This window comes from Leisingera sp. M527, from assembly GCF_025141525.1.
Lineage (GTDB): Bacteria > Pseudomonadota > Alphaproteobacteria > Rhodobacterales > Rhodobacteraceae > Leisingera.
In genome coordinates this window covers 104424-127813 of sequence record NZ_CP081037.1, presented here as the reverse complement: position 1 = coordinate 127813, position 23390 = coordinate 104424, and the positions used below count along the sequence as shown (strand labels likewise).

At 57.8% G+C, this 23390-nt stretch carries 22 protein-coding genes, 5 pseudogenes and 1 riboswitch; of the genes and pseudogenes, 10 read left to right on the top strand and 17 right to left on the bottom strand.

Features of this window, described 5'->3' with window-relative positions:
* Positions 1–10: 10 nt before the first annotated feature.
* Positions 11–643 (top strand): maleylacetoacetate isomerase, encoded by a 633-nt coding sequence (gene maiA, locus K3555_RS00625; protein ID WP_260007027.1) that lies wholly within the window; start codon positions 11–13, stop codon positions 641–643.
* Positions 644–848: 205 nt separating this feature from the next.
* Here maiA and K3555_RS00620 read toward each other — a convergent pair whose 3' ends face one another.
* From K3555_RS00620 to K3555_RS00585, 8 genes and pseudogenes are all read right to left on the bottom strand, one after another.
* Complete coding sequence (locus tag K3555_RS00620; RefSeq protein WP_260007026.1) at positions 849–2273, bottom strand: aminotransferase class V-fold PLP-dependent enzyme; 1425 nt, start codon at positions 2271–2273, stop codon at positions 849–851.
* Between the two features lie 119 nt (positions 2274–2392).
* Entirely contained in the window at positions 2393–3043 is a 651-nt protein-coding gene (locus K3555_RS00615) for an energy-coupling factor ABC transporter ATP-binding protein (RefSeq protein ID WP_259989093.1), read from the bottom strand.
* Positions 3030–3818, bottom strand: a complete 789-nt coding sequence (gene cbiQ, locus K3555_RS00610) for a cobalt ECF transporter T component CbiQ (RefSeq protein ID WP_260007025.1) — start codon at positions 3816–3818, stop codon at positions 3030–3032. Before cbiQ ends, K3555_RS00615 begins: the two co-directional genes overlap by 14 nt.
* Positions 3815–4408: a cobalt ABC transporter permease gene (locus K3555_RS00605; RefSeq protein WP_260007024.1), complete on the bottom strand. Its 594-nt coding sequence runs from the start codon at positions 4406–4408 to the stop codon at positions 3815–3817. Before K3555_RS00605 ends, cbiQ begins: the two co-directional genes overlap by 4 nt.
* The gene (gene cbiM, locus K3555_RS00600) at positions 4405–5022 is read right to left on the bottom strand and encodes a cobalt transporter CbiM (RefSeq protein WP_260007023.1); all 618 of its coding nucleotides are present in this window, start codon (positions 5020–5022) and stop codon (positions 4405–4407) included. The genes K3555_RS00605 and cbiM overlap by 4 nt, the downstream gene beginning before the upstream one ends.
* A 10-nt stretch (positions 5023–5032) precedes the next feature.
* Complete coding sequence (locus K3555_RS00595; RefSeq protein WP_259989086.1) at positions 5033–5818, bottom strand: DUF4198 domain-containing protein; 786 nt, start codon at positions 5816–5818, stop codon at positions 5033–5035.
* Between the two features lie 140 nt (positions 5819–5958).
* Positions 5959–6174, bottom strand: a riboswitch (cobalamin riboswitch).
* A 113-nt stretch (positions 6175–6287) separates the two neighbouring features.
* Positions 6288–6485 (bottom strand): annotated as a pseudogene (locus K3555_RS00590) (transposase); the annotation flags it as partial.
* Positions 6443–7525, bottom strand: a pseudogene (locus K3555_RS00585) (IS5 family transposase). The pseudogenes K3555_RS00590 and K3555_RS00585, both read right to left, overlap by 43 nt.
* 83 nt (positions 7526–7608) lie before the next feature.
* Here K3555_RS00585 and K3555_RS00580 point away from each other — a divergent pair.
* Positions 7609–7845: a hypothetical protein gene (locus tag K3555_RS00580; RefSeq protein ID WP_260007021.1), complete on the top strand. Its 237-nt coding sequence runs from the start codon at positions 7609–7611 to the stop codon at positions 7843–7845.
* A gap of 175 nt (positions 7846–8020) precedes the next feature.
* Here the strand turns inward: K3555_RS00580 and K3555_RS00575 are convergent, their stop codons facing one another.
* Complete coding sequence (locus K3555_RS00575; protein WP_260007020.1) at positions 8021–8539, bottom strand: MarR family winged helix-turn-helix transcriptional regulator; 519 nt, start codon at positions 8537–8539, stop codon at positions 8021–8023.
* An 81-nt stretch (positions 8540–8620) separates the two neighbouring features.
* Here K3555_RS00575 and K3555_RS00570 point away from each other — a divergent pair, with 81 nt between their 5' ends.
* A complete protein-coding gene (locus K3555_RS00570) occupies positions 8621–9610 on the top strand; it encodes an alpha/beta fold hydrolase (protein ID WP_260007019.1) in 990 nt (329 codons plus the stop codon).
* Between the two features lie 165 nt (positions 9611–9775).
* Positions 9776–11167: an aminotransferase class V-fold PLP-dependent enzyme gene (locus tag K3555_RS00565; RefSeq protein ID WP_260007017.1), complete on the top strand. Its 1392-nt coding sequence runs from the start codon at positions 9776–9778 to the stop codon at positions 11165–11167.
* Between the two features lie 350 nt (positions 11168–11517).
* Here K3555_RS00565 and K3555_RS24755 read toward each other — a convergent pair whose 3' ends face one another.
* A complete protein-coding gene (locus K3555_RS24755) occupies positions 11518–12357 on the bottom strand; it encodes a metallopeptidase family protein (protein ID WP_311200008.1) in 840 nt (279 codons plus the stop codon).
* A gap of 459 nt (positions 12358–12816) precedes the next feature.
* Here K3555_RS24755 and K3555_RS00550 point away from each other — a divergent pair, with 459 nt between their 5' ends.
* Entirely contained in the window at positions 12817–13212 is a 396-nt protein-coding gene (locus K3555_RS00550; RefSeq protein ID WP_260007016.1) for a hypothetical protein, read from the top strand.
* A gap of 466 nt (positions 13213–13678) precedes the next feature.
* Here K3555_RS00550 and K3555_RS00545 read toward each other — a convergent pair whose 3' ends face one another.
* Positions 13679–14125, bottom strand: a complete 447-nt coding sequence (locus K3555_RS00545; RefSeq protein WP_260007014.1) for a winged helix-turn-helix transcriptional regulator — start codon at positions 14123–14125, stop codon at positions 13679–13681.
* A 194-nt stretch (positions 14126–14319) separates the two neighbouring features.
* Between K3555_RS00545 and K3555_RS00540 the strand changes: the two genes are divergently transcribed.
* Together K3555_RS00540 and K3555_RS00535 are read left to right on the top strand one after the other, a co-directional pair.
* Complete coding sequence (locus tag K3555_RS00540; RefSeq protein ID WP_259989074.1) at positions 14320–14757, top strand: universal stress protein; 438 nt, start codon at positions 14320–14322, stop codon at positions 14755–14757.
* Between the two features lie 10 nt (positions 14758–14767).
* Positions 14768–16315: a sodium:alanine symporter family protein gene (locus K3555_RS00535; protein ID WP_260007013.1), complete on the top strand. Its 1548-nt coding sequence runs from the start codon at positions 14768–14770 to the stop codon at positions 16313–16315.
* A 186-nt stretch (positions 16316–16501) separates the two neighbouring features.
* Here the strand turns inward: K3555_RS00535 and K3555_RS24925 are convergent.
* Positions 16502–16723: pseudogene (locus tag K3555_RS24925) on the bottom strand (transposase zinc-binding domain-containing protein); the annotation flags it as partial.
* On the opposite strand from K3555_RS24925, the pseudogene K3555_RS00525 reads away from it, so the two are divergent.
* Positions 16721–17375, top strand: a pseudogene (locus tag K3555_RS00525) (integrase core domain-containing protein); the annotation flags it as partial. The pseudogenes K3555_RS24925 and K3555_RS00525 overlap by 3 nt on opposite strands.
* Positions 17376–17730: 355 nt before the next feature.
* On the opposite strand, the gene K3555_RS00520 reads toward K3555_RS00525, so the two are convergent.
* From K3555_RS00520 to K3555_RS00500, 5 genes are read right to left on the bottom strand one after another with little or no spacing between them, the layout of a single operon-like run.
* Positions 17731–18336: a hemerythrin domain-containing protein gene (locus tag K3555_RS00520; RefSeq protein WP_260007012.1), complete on the bottom strand. Its 606-nt coding sequence runs from the start codon at positions 18334–18336 to the stop codon at positions 17731–17733.
* The gene (locus tag K3555_RS00515) at positions 18318–18860 is read right to left on the bottom strand and encodes an antibiotic biosynthesis monooxygenase (protein WP_260007011.1); all 543 of its coding nucleotides are present in this window, start codon (positions 18858–18860) and stop codon (positions 18318–18320) included. Before K3555_RS00515 ends, K3555_RS00520 begins: the two co-directional genes overlap by 19 nt.
* Positions 18857–19792, bottom strand: a complete 936-nt coding sequence (locus K3555_RS00510; protein WP_260008469.1) for a glutathione S-transferase family protein — start codon at positions 19790–19792, stop codon at positions 18857–18859. Before K3555_RS00510 ends, K3555_RS00515 begins: the two co-directional genes overlap by 4 nt.
* A 56-nt stretch (positions 19793–19848) precedes the next feature.
* A complete protein-coding gene (locus tag K3555_RS00505) occupies positions 19849–20487 on the bottom strand; it encodes an isochorismatase family protein (protein WP_260007010.1) in 639 nt (212 codons plus the stop codon).
* A 30-nt stretch (positions 20488–20517) separates the two neighbouring features.
* Complete coding sequence (locus K3555_RS00500) at positions 20518–21210, bottom strand: pirin family protein (protein ID WP_260007009.1); 693 nt, start codon at positions 21208–21210, stop codon at positions 20518–20520.
* A gap of 97 nt (positions 21211–21307) precedes the next feature.
* Here K3555_RS00500 and K3555_RS00495 point away from each other — a divergent pair, with 97 nt between their 5' ends.
* Positions 21308–22204 carry a LysR family transcriptional regulator gene (locus K3555_RS00495; protein ID WP_260007008.1) on the top strand — a complete coding sequence of 299 codons (897 nt, stop codon included), beginning with the start codon at positions 21308–21310 and terminating at the stop codon, positions 22202–22204.
* 195 nt (positions 22205–22399) lie between these two features.
* A pseudogene (locus tag K3555_RS00490) lies at positions 22400–23030 on the top strand (tyrosine-type recombinase/integrase).
* The last annotated feature ends 360 nt before the right edge of the window (positions 23031–23390 follow it).

The window sequence follows — 23390 nt, the reverse complement described above, 5'->3', positions numbered from 1 at the left end:
GAGGACGCCAATGGGCAGCACGCTTCTTTATGACTACTGGCGCTCATCGGCCAGCTACCGGCTGCGCATCGCGCTGAACCTGGGTGGAATCGAATACACCTCGGTCCCGGTTGATCTGGTAAAGGGCGAACACAAGAGCCCGGAGCACCTGGCCCGCAACCCGCAGGGCTTTGTGCCGGTGCTTGAAATCGACGGGTTGCGTCTGACCCAATCACTGGGGATTCTGGATTACCTGGACGAAACCCGGAACCTCGGCCTTTTGCCCAAAGACCCAGGCCTGCGTGCCAGGGCACGGGCGTTGGCCCATTCGGTTGCGGTGGATGTGCATCCAGTCTGTAACTTGCAAGTGGCCAGACACGCGACCCAACTCAGCAGCGGTGCGGCGGACATGCCCAAGGCCTGGATGCAGCATTTCATCCGACCTGGCCTGCAAGCGTTTGAGGCATTACTTGCCGACTTCAGTCAGTCGCCCTTTTGCATTGGAAAAACACCGGGGCTCGCCGATATCTGCCTGATGCCGCAGCTTTACAATGCACGCCGCTGGGAAGTGGACTTTGCGAACCTGCCACGGATCTGCGCAGTGGAAACAGCCTGCGCGGCGCACCCGGCTTTTGCCGCGGCGAACCCGGATCAGCTCTGCTGACCAGTCACTCCGCACGTTGCATCGGCATAAATATGCAATAGACCGAGGCGTTGGCGGGAGTCTGCGTGCGCCAGGGCCGCAGGCAGGACAGGCGACATCGGGTGCAGCATTTCATACTAAGCAATGTTCCCGCCGGGCTAGCCGGTTTTCACTGCACCTGCCGCTTGCGTAAACTGGAAGGGCTTCAGGCTGCGATTCAAGCCATTCAGAGAACATCGGCGACACAGCAGCGATGAGCATCAATTATTTCAGCTGAAAGAAGGTCAGCATCTTCTTCCTGCATGCCGTATCCAATGACAGAAGCTCGAATGATCTTGCGGCCAGCCCATTCACCGTGTGTCGGGTAAACTCTGCCATTTTCTTGAACACGCCGCAGGACCTGCATGGTGAGCTTGCCGTCATCTGTCCCGTCGCCGCAGCAAATCGCAACCTGGTTGCTGTGGATCCGGTTCAGGACTGTTAAGCCGGGCTCGTTAGACACCGTTCGGGCAATCCGCTCCGCGAGGCGGCAATGGTGCGCCACAAGTTCGCGAACACCCGCCCGGCCGAGATGCCGCAGTATCGCATAGCTAGGGACACCTCTTGCCCGCCGGGATAACTCGGGCGTTGAATCACTTGGTTCCCAATGCTCAGTGGTCTCAGGCAGATAGGCGCCACGGGCAGACATCGACGCAACGAGCGGCGCACGGTCGCGTACTATAACCATGCCAGCATCAAAAGGAGCGTTAAGCCACTTGTGCAGGTCGATTGCCCAGCTGTCCGCTTCGCCGACCCCCTCCAGCCGATTTGCAAGCTCGGGCACTGCAGCGAGCCAGAGTCCGAACGCTCCATCGACATGAACCCAGCCCTTCTTCTCGCGCACCATTGGGATCAATTCGTCAAACGGATCGAAGGCGCCGGTGTTTATTTGACCTGCTTGCAGGATCACAAGCGGCGGTTTGCTGCACCGGTTAATTGCTGCCCGAAAGGCGTCCGGCTTAATCCTCCCTTCGCTGTCGGCAGCTACAGTTTGTGTGCGGCTTGCTCCAAACCCGGCGTAGCGCAGGGCTGCAAATGGCGCAGAATGTGCGTCTTGTCCGATCAGAACCGGAATCTCCGGTGCCCCGAAAAGCCCATCAGCTTCTACATCCCAGCCCTGAGCGGCCAGCAGCGCATGGCGTGCCGCCATAATGCCAACCATGTTTGCGACTGTACCGCCGGTCACCAGACCGGCTCCGCTTTCGGCAGGCAGCGACAGCAGTTCAATAACCCAGTTGCAGACGGCGCGCTCCATCCCCGTGATTGCTGGTGTCTCAAAGGATGAACCTGCGTTCTGCCCCCAGGCTGACACTAAAAAATCAGCAGCTACACCGACGGGATGCGACGCACCAAGGACATAGCCGAAGAAGGTCGGGGCTGCCATTTTGTGCAGCCCGCCGTCAGCCTGCTGCACGATATCTTCGATAACCTTACTCTCCGGCACCCCTGTTTCAGCAAGAGGAGACAGGAAGCGGTTTGCAGCTTCGCCAAGTTCCAAGCTAGGGCGGGCCAGCCCCTGAGGCAGATCCTCGCGAAAAGCCTTCGCCGCTCTGTAGGCTGTTTCTAAAGCTCCCGCTTGCCCATCACTCAAGCCACGCCGAACACGTTCCATCTCACATATCCCTCCTACTTTTTAATAACACCTCGAAAAGTAGCACAGATTATGAGTTACCCTGAGCGACCAATGCCTTCTTGGCAACGCGGCCATTCGTGTTCGATTAGCCGCACGTCCTAAGTCCGAATAAGCTCGCGGCCCTTCAAACGATATCCTCCAGGAGCAATCTGTTTACGGAATTCCTGATCATGGCTGACCAGAAGGATTGCTTGATCAAGCCCTTTCAGGATTCCGGCCAGCCGCGCGTAGTTGTCCGGGTCCAGTGCGTTGGTCGGCTCATCCAGAATAAGCACCGCCGGCTCCATCGCCAGTACGGTGGCCAGTGTCACCAGCCTCTTCTCGCCGCCCGACAGTTTGTGGGTCACCCGGTCGCGCAGATGCATCAGCTCCAGGCGGGTCAGCACGCTGTCAACAATTGCCAAGGCATCCTGTTTGGATTTACCCAGGTTGAGCGGACCAAAGGCCACATCCTCGGCCACGGTCGGGCAGAACAGCTGGTCGTCGGCGTCTTGAAACACAAAGCCCACGCGGCGGCGCATCTCGTGAAAATCCGCTTCCGCCATGCAAGGCTTGCCAAAGGCGGTGACGGTGCCGCTGGCAGGAACAAGCAGCCCCATGATGATTTTCAGCAATGTCGATTTTCCGGCGCCGTTGGGCCCGGCAATCGACAGCCGCTCACCAGCGTTGAGCCGCATCGAGGCGCCTTCCAGCACCGGATCAAGCCCAGGGTAGGCAAAGTGGATATTGTTCAAATCAATAAGCGGCATAGGCGGCCTCCGCCCAGATCAGGGCAGCAAGTGCGGCGGACAGCGCTGCGGCAAACAGCAGGTCGGACCGGCTGAAACGAAAATCCTCCAGCAGGATGATGCGGCCGGAGAACCCCCGGCATTTCATCGCCGCCAGAATGCGCTCCGACCGTTCGATGGAGCGCACCAGCATCATGCCAACCAGATAGCCGTAACTGCGGTAGGTGTGCCAGTTGGTGCCGGGGCGGAAGCCGCGCAGCTTCATCGAGGTGCGCAGGCGCTGGTATTCCTCGCGCAGAACGTCGATGTAACGGATGGTGAACATCATCAGATGCACCAGCCGCTCCGGGGTCTTGAGGGCAAAGAGCGCGTGGCCCATGGTTACCGGCTCCATCGAACCCACCAGTGTCATAACCGCAAGGATCACCGCATTGGCGGTAAGGGCAATCTCGGTTGCACGCCACAGGCCTTCCCAGCTGGCCTCCAGCCCCCAAATGGACAGGGCCGGGGTTCCGGGCACGGTAAAGGGCAGCAGCACCAGCATGAAGATGATGAAACTGTCCATCATCGCCATCCGTATCAGCGTTTGCCGGGGCGGCAGGCCAGAGAAGGCCAGCAGCCACATCGACAGGCCAAGAGCGGCCGCCAGAACCCAAAGATTGCTGAGCGAGACAACCACCACCGCATAGGCGGCCGTCATCATGATGCGCATCCGCGGGTCAAGTGCTGTGACCTTGGCGCGAAAGGTGCCGAACCCGCCGAGCGGTTTTTCCTCGCTCGTCAGAACATAGGTCATGCGCTGCTGCCGATCTTGCGGCGTGCGGCGATGTAGAAGCCAAGCCCGAACAGGCCGCAGATATAGCCGATGCCGCCAAGCACGGACTGAAAGTCCGACTGGTTCTTGAACGCTGTCAGCTCCTGGCGGAGCGGGCGCAGTTCATTGCGCAACATGGTGGCAAGCTCGGAGCGGGTTTGATCTGAGAGGCCCGCGGACCCTGCCGCCGCCGGCGCTGCAGAGATGTCCATGGCAGCAGCCGCAGAATTTGCTGCAGCGCCCGGGCTTTGCCCGATGATCTGCGCGACTTCCGCACCGTCCATCATCATCTCGGCCACGTGGCCAGCCCCCAGATCGCCACGGAAGATATGTGTCACAGGCTCCGACGGGGTGAACAGGAAAAAGCCGTCACCGTCGGTTCTGGACTCTCCCAGCTTGCTGCCGGCCACGTCAAAGATCTCAATCAGCAGGTCCGCGGCCATGTCACCGTTGGAAAAGCCCACTTCGCCCTCAATGTCGGAACCGGACGGAAAAACAGCTGAGATAACATTGTGTGCCATCACCGGGAGCGGCGCCAGCAGCGCAAGGATCAGAATGCAGGAGCGGATCATGCAAGGCTTCCTTTTGCGTCGAAAAACAGCTCGGGCTTCACGCGCCGCGCCAGGAAAATGGCAGCGCCGGACAAAAGCGCTTCGATGATCACCACCGGAATATGGGAAAAGAACACCAGTTTCGCGGCCAGGATGAACTCATCGCCAGACAACATCAGCGATACCGCCACGGCCAGAGTTGTGGCAGCAATGGCCGCGCCGCCGCCGATTCCGCCCCAGATGGCGCCCTGCAGAGGCGAGCCGCGGGCCACCAGCGGGCGGAATATCAGCCCGACCAGAACTGCAGGCAGGGCGATGTTCACGGCGTTCACGCCCAGCACGGTCAGCCCGCCGAAGCCAAAGAACACCGCCTGCAGCAGCAGTCCGACAAACAGGGCCGGAAAGGCCGCCCAGCCCAGGACCAGCCCCGCAAGCCCGTTCAGGATCAGGTGAACCGAACTCGGCCCGATCGGGACATGGATCAGGGAGGCCACAAAGAAACTGGCAGAAAGAACCCCCGCCGCCGGAATACGTTCCAGCGGCAGGCTCCGCAGCCCCATGGCGATACCGGCGACGGCGGCAACCGCGCCGCCGATCACAACCGGATTCGACAGTGCGCCGTCTACGATATGCATGGTGCTATTCTCACTTCAGCTCTTCAGCGTGGATCCACAACACAGCGTCCTGGCTAAGCTCCTTGCCGTCATGCTCAGTCGCCGGGCCGGAGCCGAGGGCGGCAAATCCCCAGTGGCCCGCTTTCGGAATGCCAAAGGAAAAGACGCCATTCTGGTCTGCGATCGCAACGATGGCGCCGCCGGACATTGGCTGAACCGTCGGGTTGGTTGTGGAAAAGGCCGCAAGGTCCGGCTCTGATGCCATGAACTCAACCTCGATTTCGGCGCCCGGAACCGGCTTGCCATCCGCTAGCACCTGACCCGAGAAGGTAGAGCCAACAATGACGTTATAGGGCTTGTTCAGCGGCAGGATCTCGGTTTCCAGGCCCACTGGCTGATCCCAATCGGTGGGCAGGGTGTTGCGGTTCAGCACGACTTTGGAAATCTGCTGAATATAGATGTCTTCGCTTTCCTCGTAGTAGGGCGCGGGCACAGTCACCACCACATAGTCGCCCGAGCGCTTGACCGGAACCGACGCCCTGTAGGCGGCGGCTTCGTTCTCCGCGCCCTTGAATGTGGCCGGTTCCAAGCGGTCCGAAAGATCAACCTTTTCGCCCTTGTGAACCATAAAAAATTCTTCAGGTTTGCCCATGTCCATCACATGGCCGTTTTCCAGCGGGTGCCAGAACACCAGCCCCATCGGTACATCGCCGGGCTTCCCGATCAGCACGTTTTCAGTGTAGTTCAGCTGGAAATGCGCCGATGCGGTGACCGGCAGGGATACGGCCAGAGCTGCAGCCAGATATTTCAGTTTCATTTCGTCCTCATTCGACGACACAGGCGCACCTGCAATCAGGAATGAACAACGGGGATAGTGGCACGGAAAAGCCTGTACGGCAGCCGCGCCAGACGCGCACCCCGGCGTCCGGTGGAAAAGGGCAGACACTCCGCTAGCGAAGTCTTTGTCCTGTGTCCGGCAGGTCTCCTGACTCGCGGGTCTTGGTTCGGCTGGCCTTCCCGGGAAAGATCCCAGTGGCATGTTCAGCGTCACTCACCGCTCACAGTTGCGGGGGCAGTCACGGATTTGGTCCCTTATGGGTACGCCGCACCGTGTTCCCTATTTCTTCCGCTGCGCATTGAAACACTCGCGGAACCGGTCACACTGGCTGAATGGCAAAACCATTTTACTGAGTCAAGCTTCCCGTCTTCTGTTCAGTTGCCGAATGAGTACTTCCTTGCGGTGCTCCATGATTGATCAGCCCCACTTGAATGGTCCAGTTTGATTGTTAGTGCATGACTTGCCTTGGGTCCATCTGGACGATGGTTTCCGGCGCCGGTGGGCGATAGCCCAGAGCACTATAAGGGCGTTTGGTGTTGTCGTGTTTCCTCCATTCTTCGATGAGGATTTGCGCCTCGCGCAGGCTGTAGAAGAGTTCGCCGTTCAAGAACTCGTCCCTGAACCGTGCGTTGAAGCTCTCGCAATAATCTCAGCGGTGCCGAGTGCGTTGAAGCGGTTGATGAGTGCGATGCGGATATGGATCTCGGCGGTTTGGCGGTCGGGGTCTCTTGCGGCAATGCGCTCGCCGAATGCCTTTAAGCAGCGCATCTTTGCCTCGATCCGGCTTCGGACGTGGTATCCTGTCCAGCGCTTCCAGAAGGCTCGACCGTAGTGTCGGGTGGCTCGCAGAGTTTCGTTTCTGACCTGCGCAGCCGGACAATCTTCTTTCCACAACCGGCCATTCTTGCGGATCGGGATGATCGGGGCCGCGTCGCGTTCGAGGATCGCGACATGGCAGCGTCGCGTGTCATAGGCACCATCGGCGATCACGGTGCCGATGTCTTCGTCCTCGGGGAACTGACCCAACAAGTCCGGTAAGACCGGGCTGTCCACTGCCCGGCAGTGGTTTGCGCAGCATAACCACGAGAGGGGCCGTCGCGGCTGGGGGTGAATTCGACGGCACGGATGTCAGACGTGGCAGCGTCCATCGCAAGATGAACCTTGCGCCCCTCTCATTGATTGCTCTGCAATCAACTGCCGGGCAGCCATTGGCGCCGCCCCTGAACGCCGTGCTTGCGGGCCTGCCACTCACCATCGCCAAGGAACTTGATCCCGGTGCTGTCCACAAGCAGGTTCAGCGGCCCATCGGCGCGGCGATATGGGATCTGGACGGCCAGCGTTCTATGGGCTTACGCGGCCCCACTGGGGCCACGGCCCCATCTCACTCTGTCGGCGGCACAGCGTAGAGAAATCCGGAACGGGCCAGTCCAGACCCGCCAGGTGCAAAAGGCTGGTGACCATCCCGACGGTCTGCCGGAGAGGCAGCTTGAACAGAACCTTGATCGACAGGCAGAACTGGATTGCCGCATCCGAGAAAACCGCAGGGCGACCGGGGCTGCCATCATGCGGCGCGAGCCAGGTCATCTCTTCGTCCAACCAGATCAGAAGCGACCCGCGCTTTCTGAGCGCATCGTTGTAGCTGGACCAATTCGTCGTACGGTAGCGGGCAGGTGCGGGCTTGCTCATCTGCCCCGTCTAACCGCATGAATTCGTGATGTGAATCCTTAGAACTCAGAGTTCTGCAACAACGCCCCTCCAATGTAGCGCGCGTGGCCAGCAGCGTTACATACAACACCTTTATTGAAGAACTGACGGGCATAATGAAGGCGCAGGGCCTCGGCAATCTGGACCCGCATGATTTCGGAACTCCATTATGGGCAATGGTGCATGGATTTGCCAGTTTGCTGATCGGAAAACCTGCAAATCTGGACAGCAGCAGCCAAGCGCTCCGAGGCCGCATAGCAGACGCCACCTGGGCTTACGTCCGGGGCTACCAGACCGGCTAGCACCCTGGCCGCAGCCCGATGCAGACTTCCGGCACGATTTGGTTCCGGAATAAGTAAGTTCGAACCGGTTTCTCCGCCGGCAGGTATCTGATCCGGCAATTTGGGCTGCCACGCTGGCTTCACGAGCTCCCCCTCGACGTTTGCGCAACAAGGCCTGGCACTATTGCCGGACGCCTCAGTCCGGCCCGTTTAATGGCACCAGTATCGGGCAGTTTGTGCAGGCGCGGCTGTCGCACAGCCGGCAGGTCCGCAGTTTGTGCGTGTCGTCCCCAGCAGCAGCTTGCAGCAGTTTTTCCAGCAGCCGGGCCAGGTCCCTTTGCTCGTCATCAGACAGGCCGCCGGTCACAACCTCCAATGCCGCCAGCCGCTCGCGCAATATGTTCTCCCGTGCGGCTTGGCCGGCCTCAGTGAGAAAAAGAGCGACGCTGCGCCTGTCGTGCTCCGCCGCCTGGCGTCTGACAAGGCTATCCTCGGCCAGCCTGTCGATCAGGCGCACCGTGCCTGTATGGGTGAGATCCAAAAGCCGGCTCAGTGCGTCGTTCGACAATCCTGGCTGGTGACCCAGCGCGCAAAGCGCCGCAGGCCCTTCTCCGGAGCGGTGGAACTGCCTCGCCAGAACCGTCCTCAGTTCATCATGCAGGCAGAGCACCGCCGCCCCCAGTAAATTCGCAGTCCGCCGTGAATCATCCGTCATACGGGTAATATGTGACTCACACACTTGAATTGGAAGGAGTTATTTATATATGTGACTCACACACATTTATGGAGAAGCCCAATGACCGTTGACCTTCAGACCAGTGAACCAGCATCGCAGCAATCCGCGCCAGGCCACGATCCGCACCTGATCGCGGTCCCTGCCGAAGAGACCTTTGAGGGAACCTGGCCGTTTCAAGCCCGTTACAGTTCCGCCGCCGGCTATCCGATGCACTATGTCGATGAGGGCAGCGGCCCGGAGACGCTGCTGCTGCTGCATGGCGAACCGACCTGGAGCTTTCTTTACCGTACTCAGATTGCTGAATGGTCCCGTGATGCCCGTGTGATTGCCCTTGACCATATGGGATTTGGCAAAAGCGCCACCCCGCAAGACCGCAGCTATTGGCTGCAGGACCATATAGACAATGCGGAACGCTTTGTTTTGGAGCAGAATCTCAGGGATGTGACCCTTGTCATGCACGACTTCGGCGGGCCGGTTGGCATGGGCGTAGCCATCCGGCACCCGGACCGGATCAAACGGATCGTTTCGGTCAACGGCCCGACGCCCCTGGGGCAACCTGATCTTTCGGACCGCTTGATTGCCAATGCCGGTGCTGCACCCTGGTTTCAGTGGATCATGCAGGCAAAGGAAAACGGTACCCTGGAAGCGGTGCTTGGCCAGCTTGACTACAACATCCTGTCGACACTCAAGCTGAATGGATTTGTCCGCAATGAGCTGATCACCGATACTTGGCTGAACGCCTACCGGGCGCCGTTTCCCGCGCCTGAATTTGCTGCGGGCGCAATCGGCTGGGCCAAAGGCTTTGCTACCGGCAAACATGCGTTCGAAGAGGCGAGCGGCGCCATAAAGTCCGAGCTGGCAAAGAAACCTGCTATCGCCATCTGGGGCGAAGCCGACAGGACGCTGCAGGCAGAACAGTTTCTGCCCCTGTTCCGGCAAGCGTTCCCCGGCGGCCAGGTCAAGACCTTGCCCGAAACCGGCCACTACAGCCCGGAAGACGCGCCGCAGCTAGTATCCGGACTGGTGTCTGAGTTTATTTCAGCCAGCTGAACGGCGGGCAGTTTCCCGGCATGGCTGTGCATCTGCGCCGCCCCTGGCGCAGATGCTGCAGGCGCGGCAGCATGCGGGCGCAGGCCAGGCGCAGCACGGGCAGCTATGTTCGCAGTCTACGGGCCTGCTATCAACTAGAGAACGTTCTCAGACAAGGAGTTCAGAATGCAACGGACGGCGACAGAAGAACAACAGGATGAGCTGCAGCTGCTACGCGATGCCGAGACCAGAGCCGCGCGCTACATTGCCAGCGTGTCGGAGATGCCCGTTTTTCCCGATGCCGCCGCCCGGCAGCAGCTTGCACGCTTTGATGAGTCTTTGCCTAACACCAGGAGCGATGCAACCGAAACGCTGGCGCTGCTGGACGACGCCGGCTCCCCGGCGACAACTGCTTCAAACGGCCCCCGGTACTTTGGCTTTGTAATCGGTGCAACGCTGCCGGTCGCCGCCGCCGCGCAACGCCTGGCGTCGGCCTGGGATCAATGCGCCTCCTCGCAAATGAACTCGCCGGTGGCGGACAAGATCGAGAAAGTCGCGGCGCGTTGGCTGCTGGAGATCCTGGACCTGCCCCGCGAAAGCGGCGTGGCGTTTGGCACCTCGGCAACCGCAAGTACGCTTGTCTGCCTCAGCGTCGCGCGGCGCGAACTGCTGAAGAAGGAGGGATGGGACTTTGATGCCATGGGGTTGCTGGGTGCGCCGGAAATCAAGGTTGTGGTTTCAGAACTGGCCCATATCACGGTTCTCAAAGCCCTCAGAATTCTGGGCTTCGGCCAGGCCCGGCTGATCAAAGCACCGGTAGACAGCGCCGGCCGCATTGATCCGGCCCGGCTTCCCGCGCTGGATAGGCAGACCATTCTATGCCTGCAGGCCGGCGAGGTGAATACGGGCAGCTTCGACCCCTTCCTGCCGCTGATCGAAAGAGCGAAAGAGGCCGGCGCATGGGTGCATGTCGACGGAGCCTTTGGCCTGTGGGCGCGCGCGGCGCCAGCCAAGCGCGGGCTGACCAACGGCATAGAGGGCGCGGACAGCTGGACCACTGACGGCCACAAATGGCTCAATACCCCTTATGACGGTGCGGCGGGCATTTGCCGCGACCGCAACGCAATGGCGGCCGCCATGAACAGCGACGCCGTATATTCCACCGCCTCCACTGAAAGCCAGAAGAACCTGGGCATCGAATTTTCCCGCAGCGCCCGCGGCGTGCCGATCTGGGCGGCCCTGCGCACGCTTGGCCGCGCCGGCGTCGCCGAACTGATCGAGCAGCACTGCAGCATGGCTGCCCGTATCGCCAAAACTCTGCCCGGTCTTGGATTTGAGCTGCTGTGCGAGCCCGCGTTGAACCAGATCCTGTTCCGCTATGGCACTGAGGCGCAGACCAGAGAGCTTCAGCAGTTGGTAGAGCGCTCCGGGAAAGCGTGGTTCGGCGGCACCGTCTGGAACGGCAAACCGGCCCTGCGGATCAGCGTATCGTCCTGGCGCACAAGCGATCTAGATATCGATATACTGCTGAACTCGCTGCAGGCGGCCCGGGACAGTTTGGACCGCAAAAGCCAGTGAAGCTGCAAAATGCCAGCTGATGCTATGGAGATGAAGCCCAGCAAGCTCCCTGCGCCGGTCCTGAATTGATGCCAATCCCGTCTCTGTCGCTGACTGCTGTAGCCTGCAACCGTCCTGATCACTGAGATCGGGACACGATGAAAGGCAAATTTCCTTTTCAGGCTGCGGCAGCTGGCTGTTTGGCGTTCTGATTTCCAACGAAGCACTGCCGGCAGCTTGTGTTGCGGCTAGGATGCTTGCGCGCATTTGGTCAGAGGCGGGTCGTTGACGCTTTTTCTATTGTTTCGGGGCTAAAGGCTGTGAACGGTCAACCGCATGCATTGCAACTCTCCCGGGAAGGAAACAACGGCTCAGACCCACCATTGGTCGATGGCTGCGATCTCCTCGTCAGCCCATCCAAAATGATGTGCAAATTCGTGAATAACAACATGCGCGATCAACTCGTTCAGCTCGACATTGCCGCGATCGCGCCATTCAGCCAGGATAGGCTGACGGAAGAGCCAGACAACATCCGGAGGCGGCGCCATACGTGCCCGAAACTTACGAACGAAGGTTCGCTCGCTCATGCCAGCCTGGATCGCCAGATCCTCGACGCGCAACTGGCGATTCAAGTTGCTCAAGACCCAGTCGACTAAGTCTGAAAATCTTCTCGCCGACACCATTTGTGCGGACAAGACATCACTGAACTGGCTCTGATTGCCAGGCCTAGGGGCGTAGACGACAAGCACCTTGGCCACCCGTGCCTTGATGTCGGGACCGTGGTCTTCTTCGACCATTGCCAGAGCCATGTCGATTCCGCTGGTCACGCCTGCAGAAGTCCAGAGGTTGCCGTCATTGACGTATATTGATCCGCTGTCGACTTCTGCGTCCTCATACAGGTCCGCAAGCACATCCACAGCCATACAATGGGTCGCCACACGCTTCTTCCCGATTATCCCTGCGCTTCCGAGAAGGAATGCACCCGTACACACCGACCCAACTCGCGCGACGCTCTCCGAAGCCTTGCGCAGCCAGCTCATGAGGACTTCATTTCCACAGGCAGCTGCAATCACATCCTCGACACCGCCGACGGCGAGAACTGTGCCATGCATTGCCGGCGTCACGACAGCACAGCTAGCCGTGTTCACTTCAAAGCCGCACCAGGATCGGACGAGCCCGCCATCGGGCGGCACGGTGACAGCCTCGTACACATTCTTTTCAAGCTGACCGTCGACGGCTCAAGCAGAATTTTGTCGGCCTTTGTCATGGCTGCCAACCTTCAATCTTTCTGGCACGGGTTCCATACTGGCCAACTGGCCGTCTCTCACAAGGAGCTACAGCAATGGAACTTCTGCATCCGCGGCTCAAACATCTTCTTTCTACTGCCTACCTGTATGGCGCCTGAGTGCATGTGGCCAATATGACGGGTATGAAAGGGTTCAGTTGGTCGGCGGCACCGCTGAAGTGGCAAAGCCTGGACGTTTCCTATCTGATCCTCGACTAGGCCGTGGCGGCAGGCATCTTCTTGCTTCCCAGGATCGGCCTCGCCGCATTCGCAATTGCCGCAATCAGCCAGATCATCCTCTACAGCATGTTCCGCACATGGATGCTTGACGTCCCGGCTGAGTTCCTGCCCTCGCCGGAGCAGGCCGGACAACCTCTGCACGCTCATGCAGGATTGCCAGGAGGACCAGTTCCAGCTCCAGTTGGTCTCACTTGTGGCAGCAATCTCTCTGACTGCCGAACGCCACCGCTCTTACCCCGTTCTCCATTACTTTCATTCAATGGATCCACATGCGTCGCTGGCGCCGGCAATCGCCAAGATCGCAATCTTTCTTCAGCGCCACCGCCAAGGCGCACAAGAGGTTGACCCGGCAGTCGCAAGACCGCTGAACCGGGCCATTCTGAACCTCATTGATGCGCTTGGCCGGATGGGGCTGACGCGCAATGCAAACGATGATCGGGGGATAGACGAGGAAGTGTTTTCAGAAATCGTAATCGACCCGCTCGCCAGCTCTCCGAACGACCGAGAACCGTCTGAAGCATGGCTGAAGGCCTACGTTTAATACGACGGGTGGGCCTGGGAAAAGTTCTTCAACACCCTCAAGCACCTGAGCGGCTCGCACCGTGCATGCGATGCAAATGACGAATCCCTCCTCGCCGCAACCGTCCAGATTCTCCGGAAACCGGCCAAGGTATTCTCCGCACCGCAGCAGTTGCGCAAAGCCTAGCAGAGAAGGTGTGCGTGCTTTGTCAAATCGCCAAAATGCTGCGCGTGCGAGCAGGTGTTTCTCCACTGGATCAGCCTAAACTCGATCTTCGCATCAGGCGCAGTGACTGCTCTGCTGCGAGTGCGAAGCACTTGGGTGATTTTTCTAAAAACAGCAATCCAGCAGAAGGTGGCGGCCCCGGCTGAGCAAAGGTTTTCCGCCAGGAAACGCCGAGGAACATTGCCGCGAGCTCCAACTTTCTGGATTGCTTTTTGCTGAGCTTGGCAGCCCAGCCTTTCCGAACTCCGCCCCCCACCACAGATCACTTTACAACTTCAATAACTGTGTAGGAATTGGTCTGATGGATGTTCGGCAGCCTGTTGATTTTGTCCCCCAGAACCTGGCGGAAATGCGAGATGTCCCGGGTGCGGATTGTCAGAAGATAGTCAAATGAACCGGCGATCATCAGGCAGCTTTCAATTTCAGGAACTAGGGCCGCAGCCGCGTTAAACGCATCAAGCGAATTATCACCGCCAGTTGCCGCAAGTGAAACCTGCACAACAGTCAAATGGCCCAGTCCCTGCTTTTCCTTGTTTATAACTGCCCGGTAACCGCTGATGTACCCGGATTTCTCCAGGCGCTTGACCCTGTCTGAACAGGGGGTATTGGTCAGGTTCACCCGCTGAGACAGCTCGACAATCGAAAGTCTCCCGTCAGATTCCAGTTCTTCCAGGATCCGATTATCAATTTTATCCAAATCCCTACTCATCAGTGATATTTCCTGTTCTTCGGCTGGTTTCAGGCAATATTTCCTGCACAAACGCTGAAAACATGCCCAATTACTAGTGATTATCACTGATACTGATCCCGGGGATCAAGGACGTTAATCATTTGCATCCCGCCTGCCTCAATCCGGGAGCAACCGCTCTCCAAGTCAAAAAAACACTGCACACGGAGGAAAAAATGACTGTTAAAATCGTCATAGGGCTTGACGGGACAGATACCGGTGAACGCGCACTCGCCTTTGCAAAGGACTTGGCGTCGAAAATCGACGCTTGTGAGCTGCTTGCCGTCTATGTCATCGAATGGTCGCCATTTACGTTTCAGACCCCCGAAGAAAACGCTCAGCGCCACAAACGGCGCGAGGAGGAGATCAAATTGGCCAACAGCCGGATTGTCGAACCTGCTGTCACCGCACTGGAAGAAGCCGGGTTCAAGGCAACTGGTCTGGTGCGGCACGGCGATGTGGCTGAGACCCTGAACAAGATCACAGTCGAAAACGGCGGATCGCAGATCATCGTTGGCCGGGTCTCTTCGGACGGATTTGCCAAACGCATTTTCGGCAGCTCGACGCAGAACCTCGTGATGCACGCCGATGTGCCTGTCACGGTTGTAGGATAGGGGCAAGATCATGAAAATGACCAAACTCTGGCTGGCCGCAGCCGCGGCCTTCGCGTCCACCCCGCTTTCCGCCCAGGAGGCGATGGGTATTGACGAAAAAGTCAATCAGGTCTTTGCGGATCTGACCGGCCCCTTTGTAGGGCTGATCTTTGCGCCGTTTCCAGGCACCAGCTTTCCCTGGATTGTAATGTGGCTGGTCATCGCTGCCAGCATCTTCACCCTGTATTTCGGCTTTGTTCAGTTCCGCTTCTTCAAACATTCTGTCCAGCTGGTCAAAGGCGACTTCTCTGACCCCAACGATGCGGGCGAAGTGAGCCATTTCCAGGCGCTTGCCACCGCTCTTTCCGGCACGGTCGGCCTTGGCAACATTGCAGGGGTCGCGGTTGCCGTTGGAATCGGCGGGCCTGGTGCGACGTTCTGGATGATCCTTGCAGGTCTTCTGGGCATGGCATCCAAGTTCACCGAGTGCACCCTAGGTGTGAAGTACCGTAACGAATACTCCGACGGGACCGTCTCTGGCGGGCCAATGTACTATATCTCCAAAGGCTTCAAAGAACTTGGCCTGCCGGGCGGGCGGTTCTTGGCGGTCATGTTCTCGGTCTTCTGCATCCTTGGTGCGCTCGGCGGCGGCAATATGTTCCAGGCGAACCAGGCACATGCCCAGATATCCGGCATTGTCGGAGACTATCCGGGCTGGATCACCGGACTCGTTTTTGCTGGCATTGTCTTTGCCGTGATCATTGGCGGCATCAAATCCATTGCCAATGTCACAGAAAAGGTCGTGCCCTTTATGGGGATCCTTTATGTCGGCGCAGCACTGGTCATTCTGGTGGTGAACTATGACAAGATCGGCTGGGCTTTCGGCCAGATTCTTGACGGCGCCTTTACCGGTCTTGGCGTGGCGGGCGGCATGGTTGGCGCGCTGATCCAAGGCTTCAAACGGGCGGCGTTTTCAAATGAGGCTGGTGTCGGCTCGGCAGCGATCGCCCACTCTGCGGTAAAAACCAAGGAACCGATCACCGAAGGCTTTGTGTCCCTGCTGGAGCCGCTGATTGATACGGTTGTCATCTGCACCATGACGGCGCTGGTGATCGTCATCTCGCAGCAGCTGCTTATCGACCCGGCGACGGGCAACTACATGCTGAATGAAGCGGGCACAGCCATTGCAACTGTCGATGGCAACTCCGGTGTTGCGCTGACCTCCGCCGCTTTTGCCTCCGGCATCAGCTGGTTCCCCTATGTCTTGGCTATCGCAGTTGTGCTCTTCGCCTTCTCGACGATGATTTCCTGGAGCTACTACGGATTGAAGGCTTGGACCTACTTGTTTGGCGAAAGCAAGCTGGCAGAGCTGACCTTCAAGATCATCTTCTGCATCTTCATTGTGATTGGTGCAGCAGCAAGCCTGGGTCCGGTCATCGATTTTTCTGATGCAGCGATCTTTGCCATGGCTGTGGTCAACATCTTCTGCCTCTACTTCCTGATGAAACTGGTGAAAAAGGAACTCTTTTCCTATACCGACCGCCTGAAAAGCGGCGAGCTGAAGAAATTCACTTCCTAAGCCCTGAACTCCGGCGCAATTGGATTGCGCCGGAGTTTTTCCTGAAGCCCCTGGCTTACGTCCACTCTGCCGGGCGGTTGATTTCTTGAAGGCCGGACTGCCTCCCGATCCCGCGGCCTGGCCTTTGAAGGCTAGATTAGTTTCTTTAGATGCAGATTGCTAACCCAGTGGCCGCATCGGGCTGCCTGCCGCGATCGTCATCACTGTTTCTGCGCTCGCCTTGAACAGAAGCCCACAGACTTCCTTCTTGTTCCAATAGGTGATCTGAGCGATCTCGGCAGGCATCGTGATGACTACGTGGAAATATTCCACCGGCAACAGATCCTCCGCGCGGGCGTCCATCCAATCGCGTGCCGCCGGTCCCTGGCATTTGGGGCAGTGGCGGTTCTTGCAGCTGTTATAGGCAAGCGGGTTTACCGGATCTGCCGCGAGCTAGAGCTGAACCTGCGGAGTGAGCCATTGAGGCGCCATTGGTTCAAGCCCAATGGCGAACGCCGCGCAAGCGTCTGAAGCGGGAAAAGCCGGACGAACTGGCTGTGCCTGAGGTCCCGAATGAGGTCTGGTCGATCCCTGCCCGGCAGGCGATGCCAGCATCGCCGATAGGGGACTTCATGGCCGACAGGCTGGGGGATGGACGGCAATTCCGGCTGCAGAACGTTCTGGACGACTTCAACCGCGAAGGACTGGGCATTGAGATCGGCTTCTCACTGCCTGCGGAACGGGTTGTTCGAGCCCTAACCAGATCATCGAATGGCGTGGTGCCCCTAGGGCAATTCGAGTCGACAACGGCCCGGAATACGTCAGCGGCACCCTCATGGAACGGGCCGGGAACCGGGGCATTGCCTTGGCATATATCCAGCCTGGAAAGCCTCAGCAGAACGCCTATGTCGAGCGCTGCAACCGGACGGTCCGGCACGAATGGCTGGGCTTATACATTTTCGAAAGCATTGAGGAGGTCCAGCAGATTGCCACCGAGTGGCTCTGGTCCTACAATCATGAACGCCCCAACATGGGCAACGGCGGGATGACGCCCGCACAGAAACTGAAGATGGCCGCGTAAATTCTACGACCATGCCCCCGCAAAAACGGGGGGATTACCACTGGACGGAACCGGCCATCAGCGAAATGGGCTAAACCCTTGAACTTCAGCAGGCTCTTTCGCCGGGCGGTCGTTCGTGTCCAGTGAGCCGGCCTTCGGGCCGGAAGCGGCGAAATTGGGTGAAGAGCCCAACTTGTACCTTGGATTACTTCGCTGCGTGCGCTCGCAGCTAAGATTTTTCCGCACACGCGCAAATTCTCATGTTGCGGCGCGGCGGCGATTCCGGCCATTCGCGCATCGCGCAGCATTTTTGGAGGTGGAAATTTACAGGTCGCGGGACGGTGCCGACCTTCACGTAAGCGAGCTCAATGACCACTTATCCATGCCGCAAAAAAATTGGGATAATGACTTCTTCTTCATCCCAGATATGGCGGTTGAGGATATTTTCCAATGCTTGGCCACCCTTATGCAAGCCTGCCAGTTGGTCGCGTGTGACCACGGGATCGTTTAGCTGGGTCAGTGCTGCTTGCGTGCCATCCAGTGCCGCATCCAATACCTTGTGATCGCCATCCAACAAAGAAAACCCACGGTTTAGTTCGGGGTACATCAATCCAAATTGAGGGAAGTAACCATGGTCTTCGATCTCATGGTGATGATGTGCAAATCCGATCAGGTTCTTGGCAAACGACAGCAAATTCATTTGTGCGACTGCCTCACCGACATCACTGGCAGGCACGTCCAGAAGCCGCTCAATCCCACGCGACAGCTGTGCAGCGCCATCCAGCAGGTTGCGATGGATCGACATAAAGAAGCTTGCTTTGCCACCAAAACGCGGGTGATCTTCCCACTCGGATCGTGTGCTTTCCAACAAAGTCTCTTTTACCGAGGACGGAAACGCTTTGCGCTTGCTGACATGATACTCAGGCAGATCATAATCGAGGAGCATTTTCGCAGCTTTCTGAATTATCTTGCCATCAGCCAAGGACGCAGCACTTTACTGAGCCACGGCATAATAGGCCACGTTAAGAGCGCAGACAGAACAATCACGATGATCAAGACCTGAAGAAACTGCGGCAAGCCACCAATGATGGGTGAACTCAGCGCCATCAAAAGCATCAACATCGGGTAGACGGCAGCGGCGCTCATGGCCGTGCGCTTCCATGCTGGTGGCAAATGTGGGGCCGATCCCTCCGCATGATCCACCCACATCCCTAAACCAATGGCCTGCACATGCTGCGCGGGGCCACCTGTAATGGCTTCGATCTGGGTCAACTTCTCGCGAATGGCTGGGTTTTCCCGCCACTGCGTCACAGCGGCTTCATCAGACCACCGCGACAACACTGTGTACTCGACCTGATGCGGGCGGCTGTGCCGCACGGTATCGACTGACAAGAAGCCGTTCTGGGCTTCGAACAATCGGTGCAGTTCTTCGACAAGCGCCTCGTAGCGAGCCTTGGCCTCCATTGGGACATGGTCCGTTACCGCCAATGTTACTGAATCGCTCATAGCACCAGCTCCGGTCCAGCAGGCACAATGCCGCTTGGATTTACACCGCGCAGGCTCGCCCAATAATGGGTCTTGATCTGATCGAAGTTCATCGTGTCGGCGACATCGCCATGCTCATAGAGTTTCTTGCGCAGAGCCGAGAGATTTGGGTAATCCGCAATCCGTCGAATGTTGCATTTGAAAAGCGCGACATAGACCTGATCGAAGCGGATCAGCGTTGTGAACAACCGCCAGTCGGCTTCGGTCAACTGACCACCCACCAGATAGCCGCTGCCTTCTAACCGCGCCTCAACCGTGTCCAGCGCCGAGAACAGATCGGTGACTGCTTCTTCATATGCATTCTGCGTTCCGGCAAACCCGCAACGGTAAACGCCATTGTTGATCTTGCTGTAAACGAGGTCATTCACCTCGTCGATTTCCGCCAGAAGCGCCTCAGGTGCAAAATCGGTGTCATTGCCTGCAACGCCTACGAAAGCCGAGTTCAGCATTCGCGCAATCTCAGCGGATTCATTGCTGACAATGGTGTTTAGCTTTTTGTCCCACAAGACCGGAACACTGACACGGCCAGTGTATGTGGGGTCGGCGAGTGTATAGATTTCATGCAGATACCTCTTGCCGGAAAGGTGGTCGGGGAAGCCACCATCAGCATCGGTGAACTCCCAGCCGTCTTGATTGACGATGGGGACAACGGGCGAGATAGAAATCGCGTCTTCCAGCCCTTTCAGGCTGCGCATGATCAATGTGCGGTGCGCCCAAGGACAGGCATAACAAACATAGAGGTGATATCGGCCCACTTCGGGCGCAAACTTCGCACCGGGTTCAGTCGATATCCAGTTTCGGAAGTCGGTTTCCTGACGGCGATAATGCCCATCCTTTGAGGCCAGAGTGTCGCTCTCGCGGGTCCATACGCCATCAATCAATCTACCAGCCATCATGACCTCCCGGTTGGGTGCCCCAGCAGCATGAACCACTGGGGTCTTTGTTTCTTTTACTCAGCAGAGTCTTGCCGGGCTTGCTGGGCAAGATAGCTCTCATAAACGAGACCGTAAGCCGTGTGTCCGCCCAGAACGCCACCAAGCGGATAGCCTTGGTTGGAGCGCCAGTCGTCCATAACCTCGGCCAGGACAGAGGCCCATGTTGTGACTTTCACACCGGCCTGGCTCATCCGCAGCATGGCGGCATCACGGGTCACTTCATCCCATGTTCCTGAGGCGTCAACGACGGCATAGACGTCGTAACCTTCGGCAACCGCCGACAACGCAGGAAACAGCAGGCAAACATCCGTGACAATGCCCGCCATGATGACCTTCTTGCGACCAGTCGCCTCGATTGCAGCTTTGAATTCTGGCGACTTCCACGCGTTGATTTCGCCAGCACGGTTGATCACGGTATCGCCAAGCACGTTGGTGATGTCCGACAGGATCGGTCCATTGGGACCTTCCGACAAGGATGCAGTCACAACCGAAGGAATGCCTGCGGTTTTAGCCATGTTGGTCAGACCGTTGATGTTCTTGCGCAGGGTTTCAGGCTGAATGTCACGCACACTGGCGAGCAAACCAGTTTGGTGATCGATCATCGCCAACACAGCGTTATCTGGTGTCAGGAATTCTGAAAATTTGTCAGACATGGGAGTGTCCTTTCGGTTGGGTTGGGGAGGTTAGGCCAGCGTGCCGACCAGAATGAATTGAACGTCGGTCGTGGCTGTGAAGGTGCCATTGGCACCACGGATCAGATCGCCACCGGTCAGATCCGTTGTTTCAAATTGTCCATCGCCTTTGGCGACATAGGCCAAGTAAGGAGCTGTCAGTTCGATGCTCTGCCCTTCGGTAAGCATGGCCACGTCGATGGTGGTTTTGGCCGAGAAGGACTGCGTGTGGTCAGGCAAACCGCCATAAATACGAACTGTCTCACCCCAAGCTGGGCTGAATTTTTTGTACCCGGCTGGCTCGCCGTTCACTTCGGGCATGACCCAAAGTTGAAGCATCCGGTTCTTGGTATCATCGGGATTCACTTCGTTATGTTTGAACCCTTCGCCGCCAGCCCGTTGGACCTGTGCGTCGTTGGTGTCGAGCGATCCGCCGTGTTCCAAAGACCCCTGATGCGCGACGCGGCCTTCCACCATGACAGAGATCACATCGATCTCTTTGTGTGGATGCATGGTTGTTTCACCTTTGGGATTAAACCGCGCATCAGCCAGATAAACAAAGTTACCGATGCCATCCCAGGCATCCGGATTGGCGCGGTCACCCCAGAGCTTTTTGCCGGTTACAAGACGGTGTTCCTTCAAGCCCGCGAAGCCGCCTTCCGTTAGCGTATCGCGGTGCAGAATTTCCAAACTTTGCGATGTCATAGCGTGTCCAATCAAGCGTGTTGCATTGCTTGGTCAGAATATGAGACTATTCCGTTTGTGGATCAATTTAGCAAAAAGGCAAAAGAAAGTTCTAAAAATGGAACATAGAGACTTAAACGATTTGGCCGTTTTTGCAGCCATTGCGCAGGCTGGTAGCATTACGGGTGCTGCCAAAAAGATGAAGCTTCCGAAGTCGAACGTCAGCCGCAGGCTTTCTCGGTTGGAAGACCGCCTCGGTGTTCAATTGATCGAGCGCAACACCCGCAGCAGTCGGCTGACGTCGATTGGTATACGTTACGCCGATTACTGTCGTTTGATGGTAGAAGAAGCCAATGCTGCCGACGCTGTTGTTGAGACAAGTCTGGGAGAACCGGCAGGGGAACTGAGGGTGTCAGCCTCGGTACTGGTCGGACAGCAAATCATTGCGCCAGCGATAGCGGCCTATGGTCAGCAGTTCCCCAAAGTTCAAGTCATCCTGGAATTGACGAACATGAGGGCAAACCTGATTGAGGATGGCTTTGATCTTGCATTCCGCATTGGTGAAAAGCCGGATTCCTCGATGATGTCACAAGCCATTGGGACGTTTCCTTTTGGTCTCTATGCCAGCCCCAGCTACTTGCGCAGTTCGGGCAACCCTCAGCTGCCGAGGGATTTGCAGCACCATCGGTGCTTGATAATGCGCAGCGGGTTCAAAACCTCCCGGTGGAAACTACAGCGAGACGGAGAAGTCATAGATTTCGCGGCCAATGGGGATGTCGTCGTTAACGACTTTCTAACCCTTCGAAACCTGGCTATCGCAGGCGGCGGTATCGCGATGCTTCCGGCCTATGCTGTACACGCAGAGTGCGCCTCCAGCCTTCTTTCTGCTGTCCTACCAAATTGGAGTGCTTCAAGTGTGCCTCTGTCGGCAATCTATCCGAGCCGTCGCGGCGCGACGCTCAAACAAAGGGCTTTTATCGACCATGTAAGACAAGCTGCGGAGAACTTGGCTTGATTAAGGATTGTGGCGGCAAAACCGACATTGATGCAGAACGCAGCAGCGGTAATTATGGGCTCTGACCGGCCCAATGCACCCGCAGCGTTTTCCAAAGAAAAAGCAACCTGTCAGCGGCCATTCAAACCACCAGTAAACTGAGGCGTCAGCGCTGTGCTGATGTCTGGGTTTGGCGGGTGGATTGGAGGGCTTACTATGCCAAGAGTCCAACTTCCCGCTGTCACCCCGAAACGAAGAGCCTGGAACAAGGGCCGGGTCATCGGCCAGAAACGACCACTGTTGCCGAAACGGGTCTGGGCGATCCGCGCCGCTCGAACTGGCGGGCAACCTGCGCGATCTTGCGCTGTTCAACGTGGCTATAGATAGCAAACTTCGCGGATGCGATCTGGTGAAACTGGCTGTAACCGACCTGGTGAGGGATGATCGCGTTCGCGAAAGAGTGTCCGTGATCCAGAGCAAAACCAAGCGGCCTGTTCAGTTCGAACTCTCTGAAAACACGCGGGATACTATTGCCGCATGGATCAAGTCACCGGAGATGCTCGGCCGCCGTTTCATGTTTCCCAGCAGGTTTCATGACCGCCCGCATATCTCAACGGGCCAATATGGCCGGCTTGTGAGGGGGGCGGGTGCCGCGATTGGGCTGGAACCCAGCGGATACGGCACCCATTCGCTGCGCCGGACCAAAGCAGCGGAGATTTACCGCAAAACCGGAAATCTAAGAACGGTTCAACTTCTGCTCGGACACACCAAGGTAGACAGCACAGTAGGGTACCTTGGCGTCGAACTCGAAGATGCGCTGAGCATTGCCGAGCAAATCGACATTTGAACCACCTTGGCGGGCGGCTCTTGCCGTTCGCCAATCCTGAGCGGACCTGCGTTCGCGGCGCAGCGGTGGGTCGGATCGAGCCCAACCTGCTCCTTGGAGTTTAGCGCTGCGTGAGCGTGCAGTACGAAAATCGCTGCAAGCGCTCAGATTCCACCGCCGCAGGGCAGCGACACAATCTGCCATTCGTCGATTGCGCCGAAAATCTAAGACGGCAGATTCACAGCTTGCGGAAAAAGCCGCAGCATCCGTCGCTGGAGATAATGACAACAGACAACCCAACGCCGTCCCATACCGGGTGACAAACCTGCCAAGCCAGCACATGCAGTTCGGGCGGAATGCCTTCATTCGCGGCATCTGCGA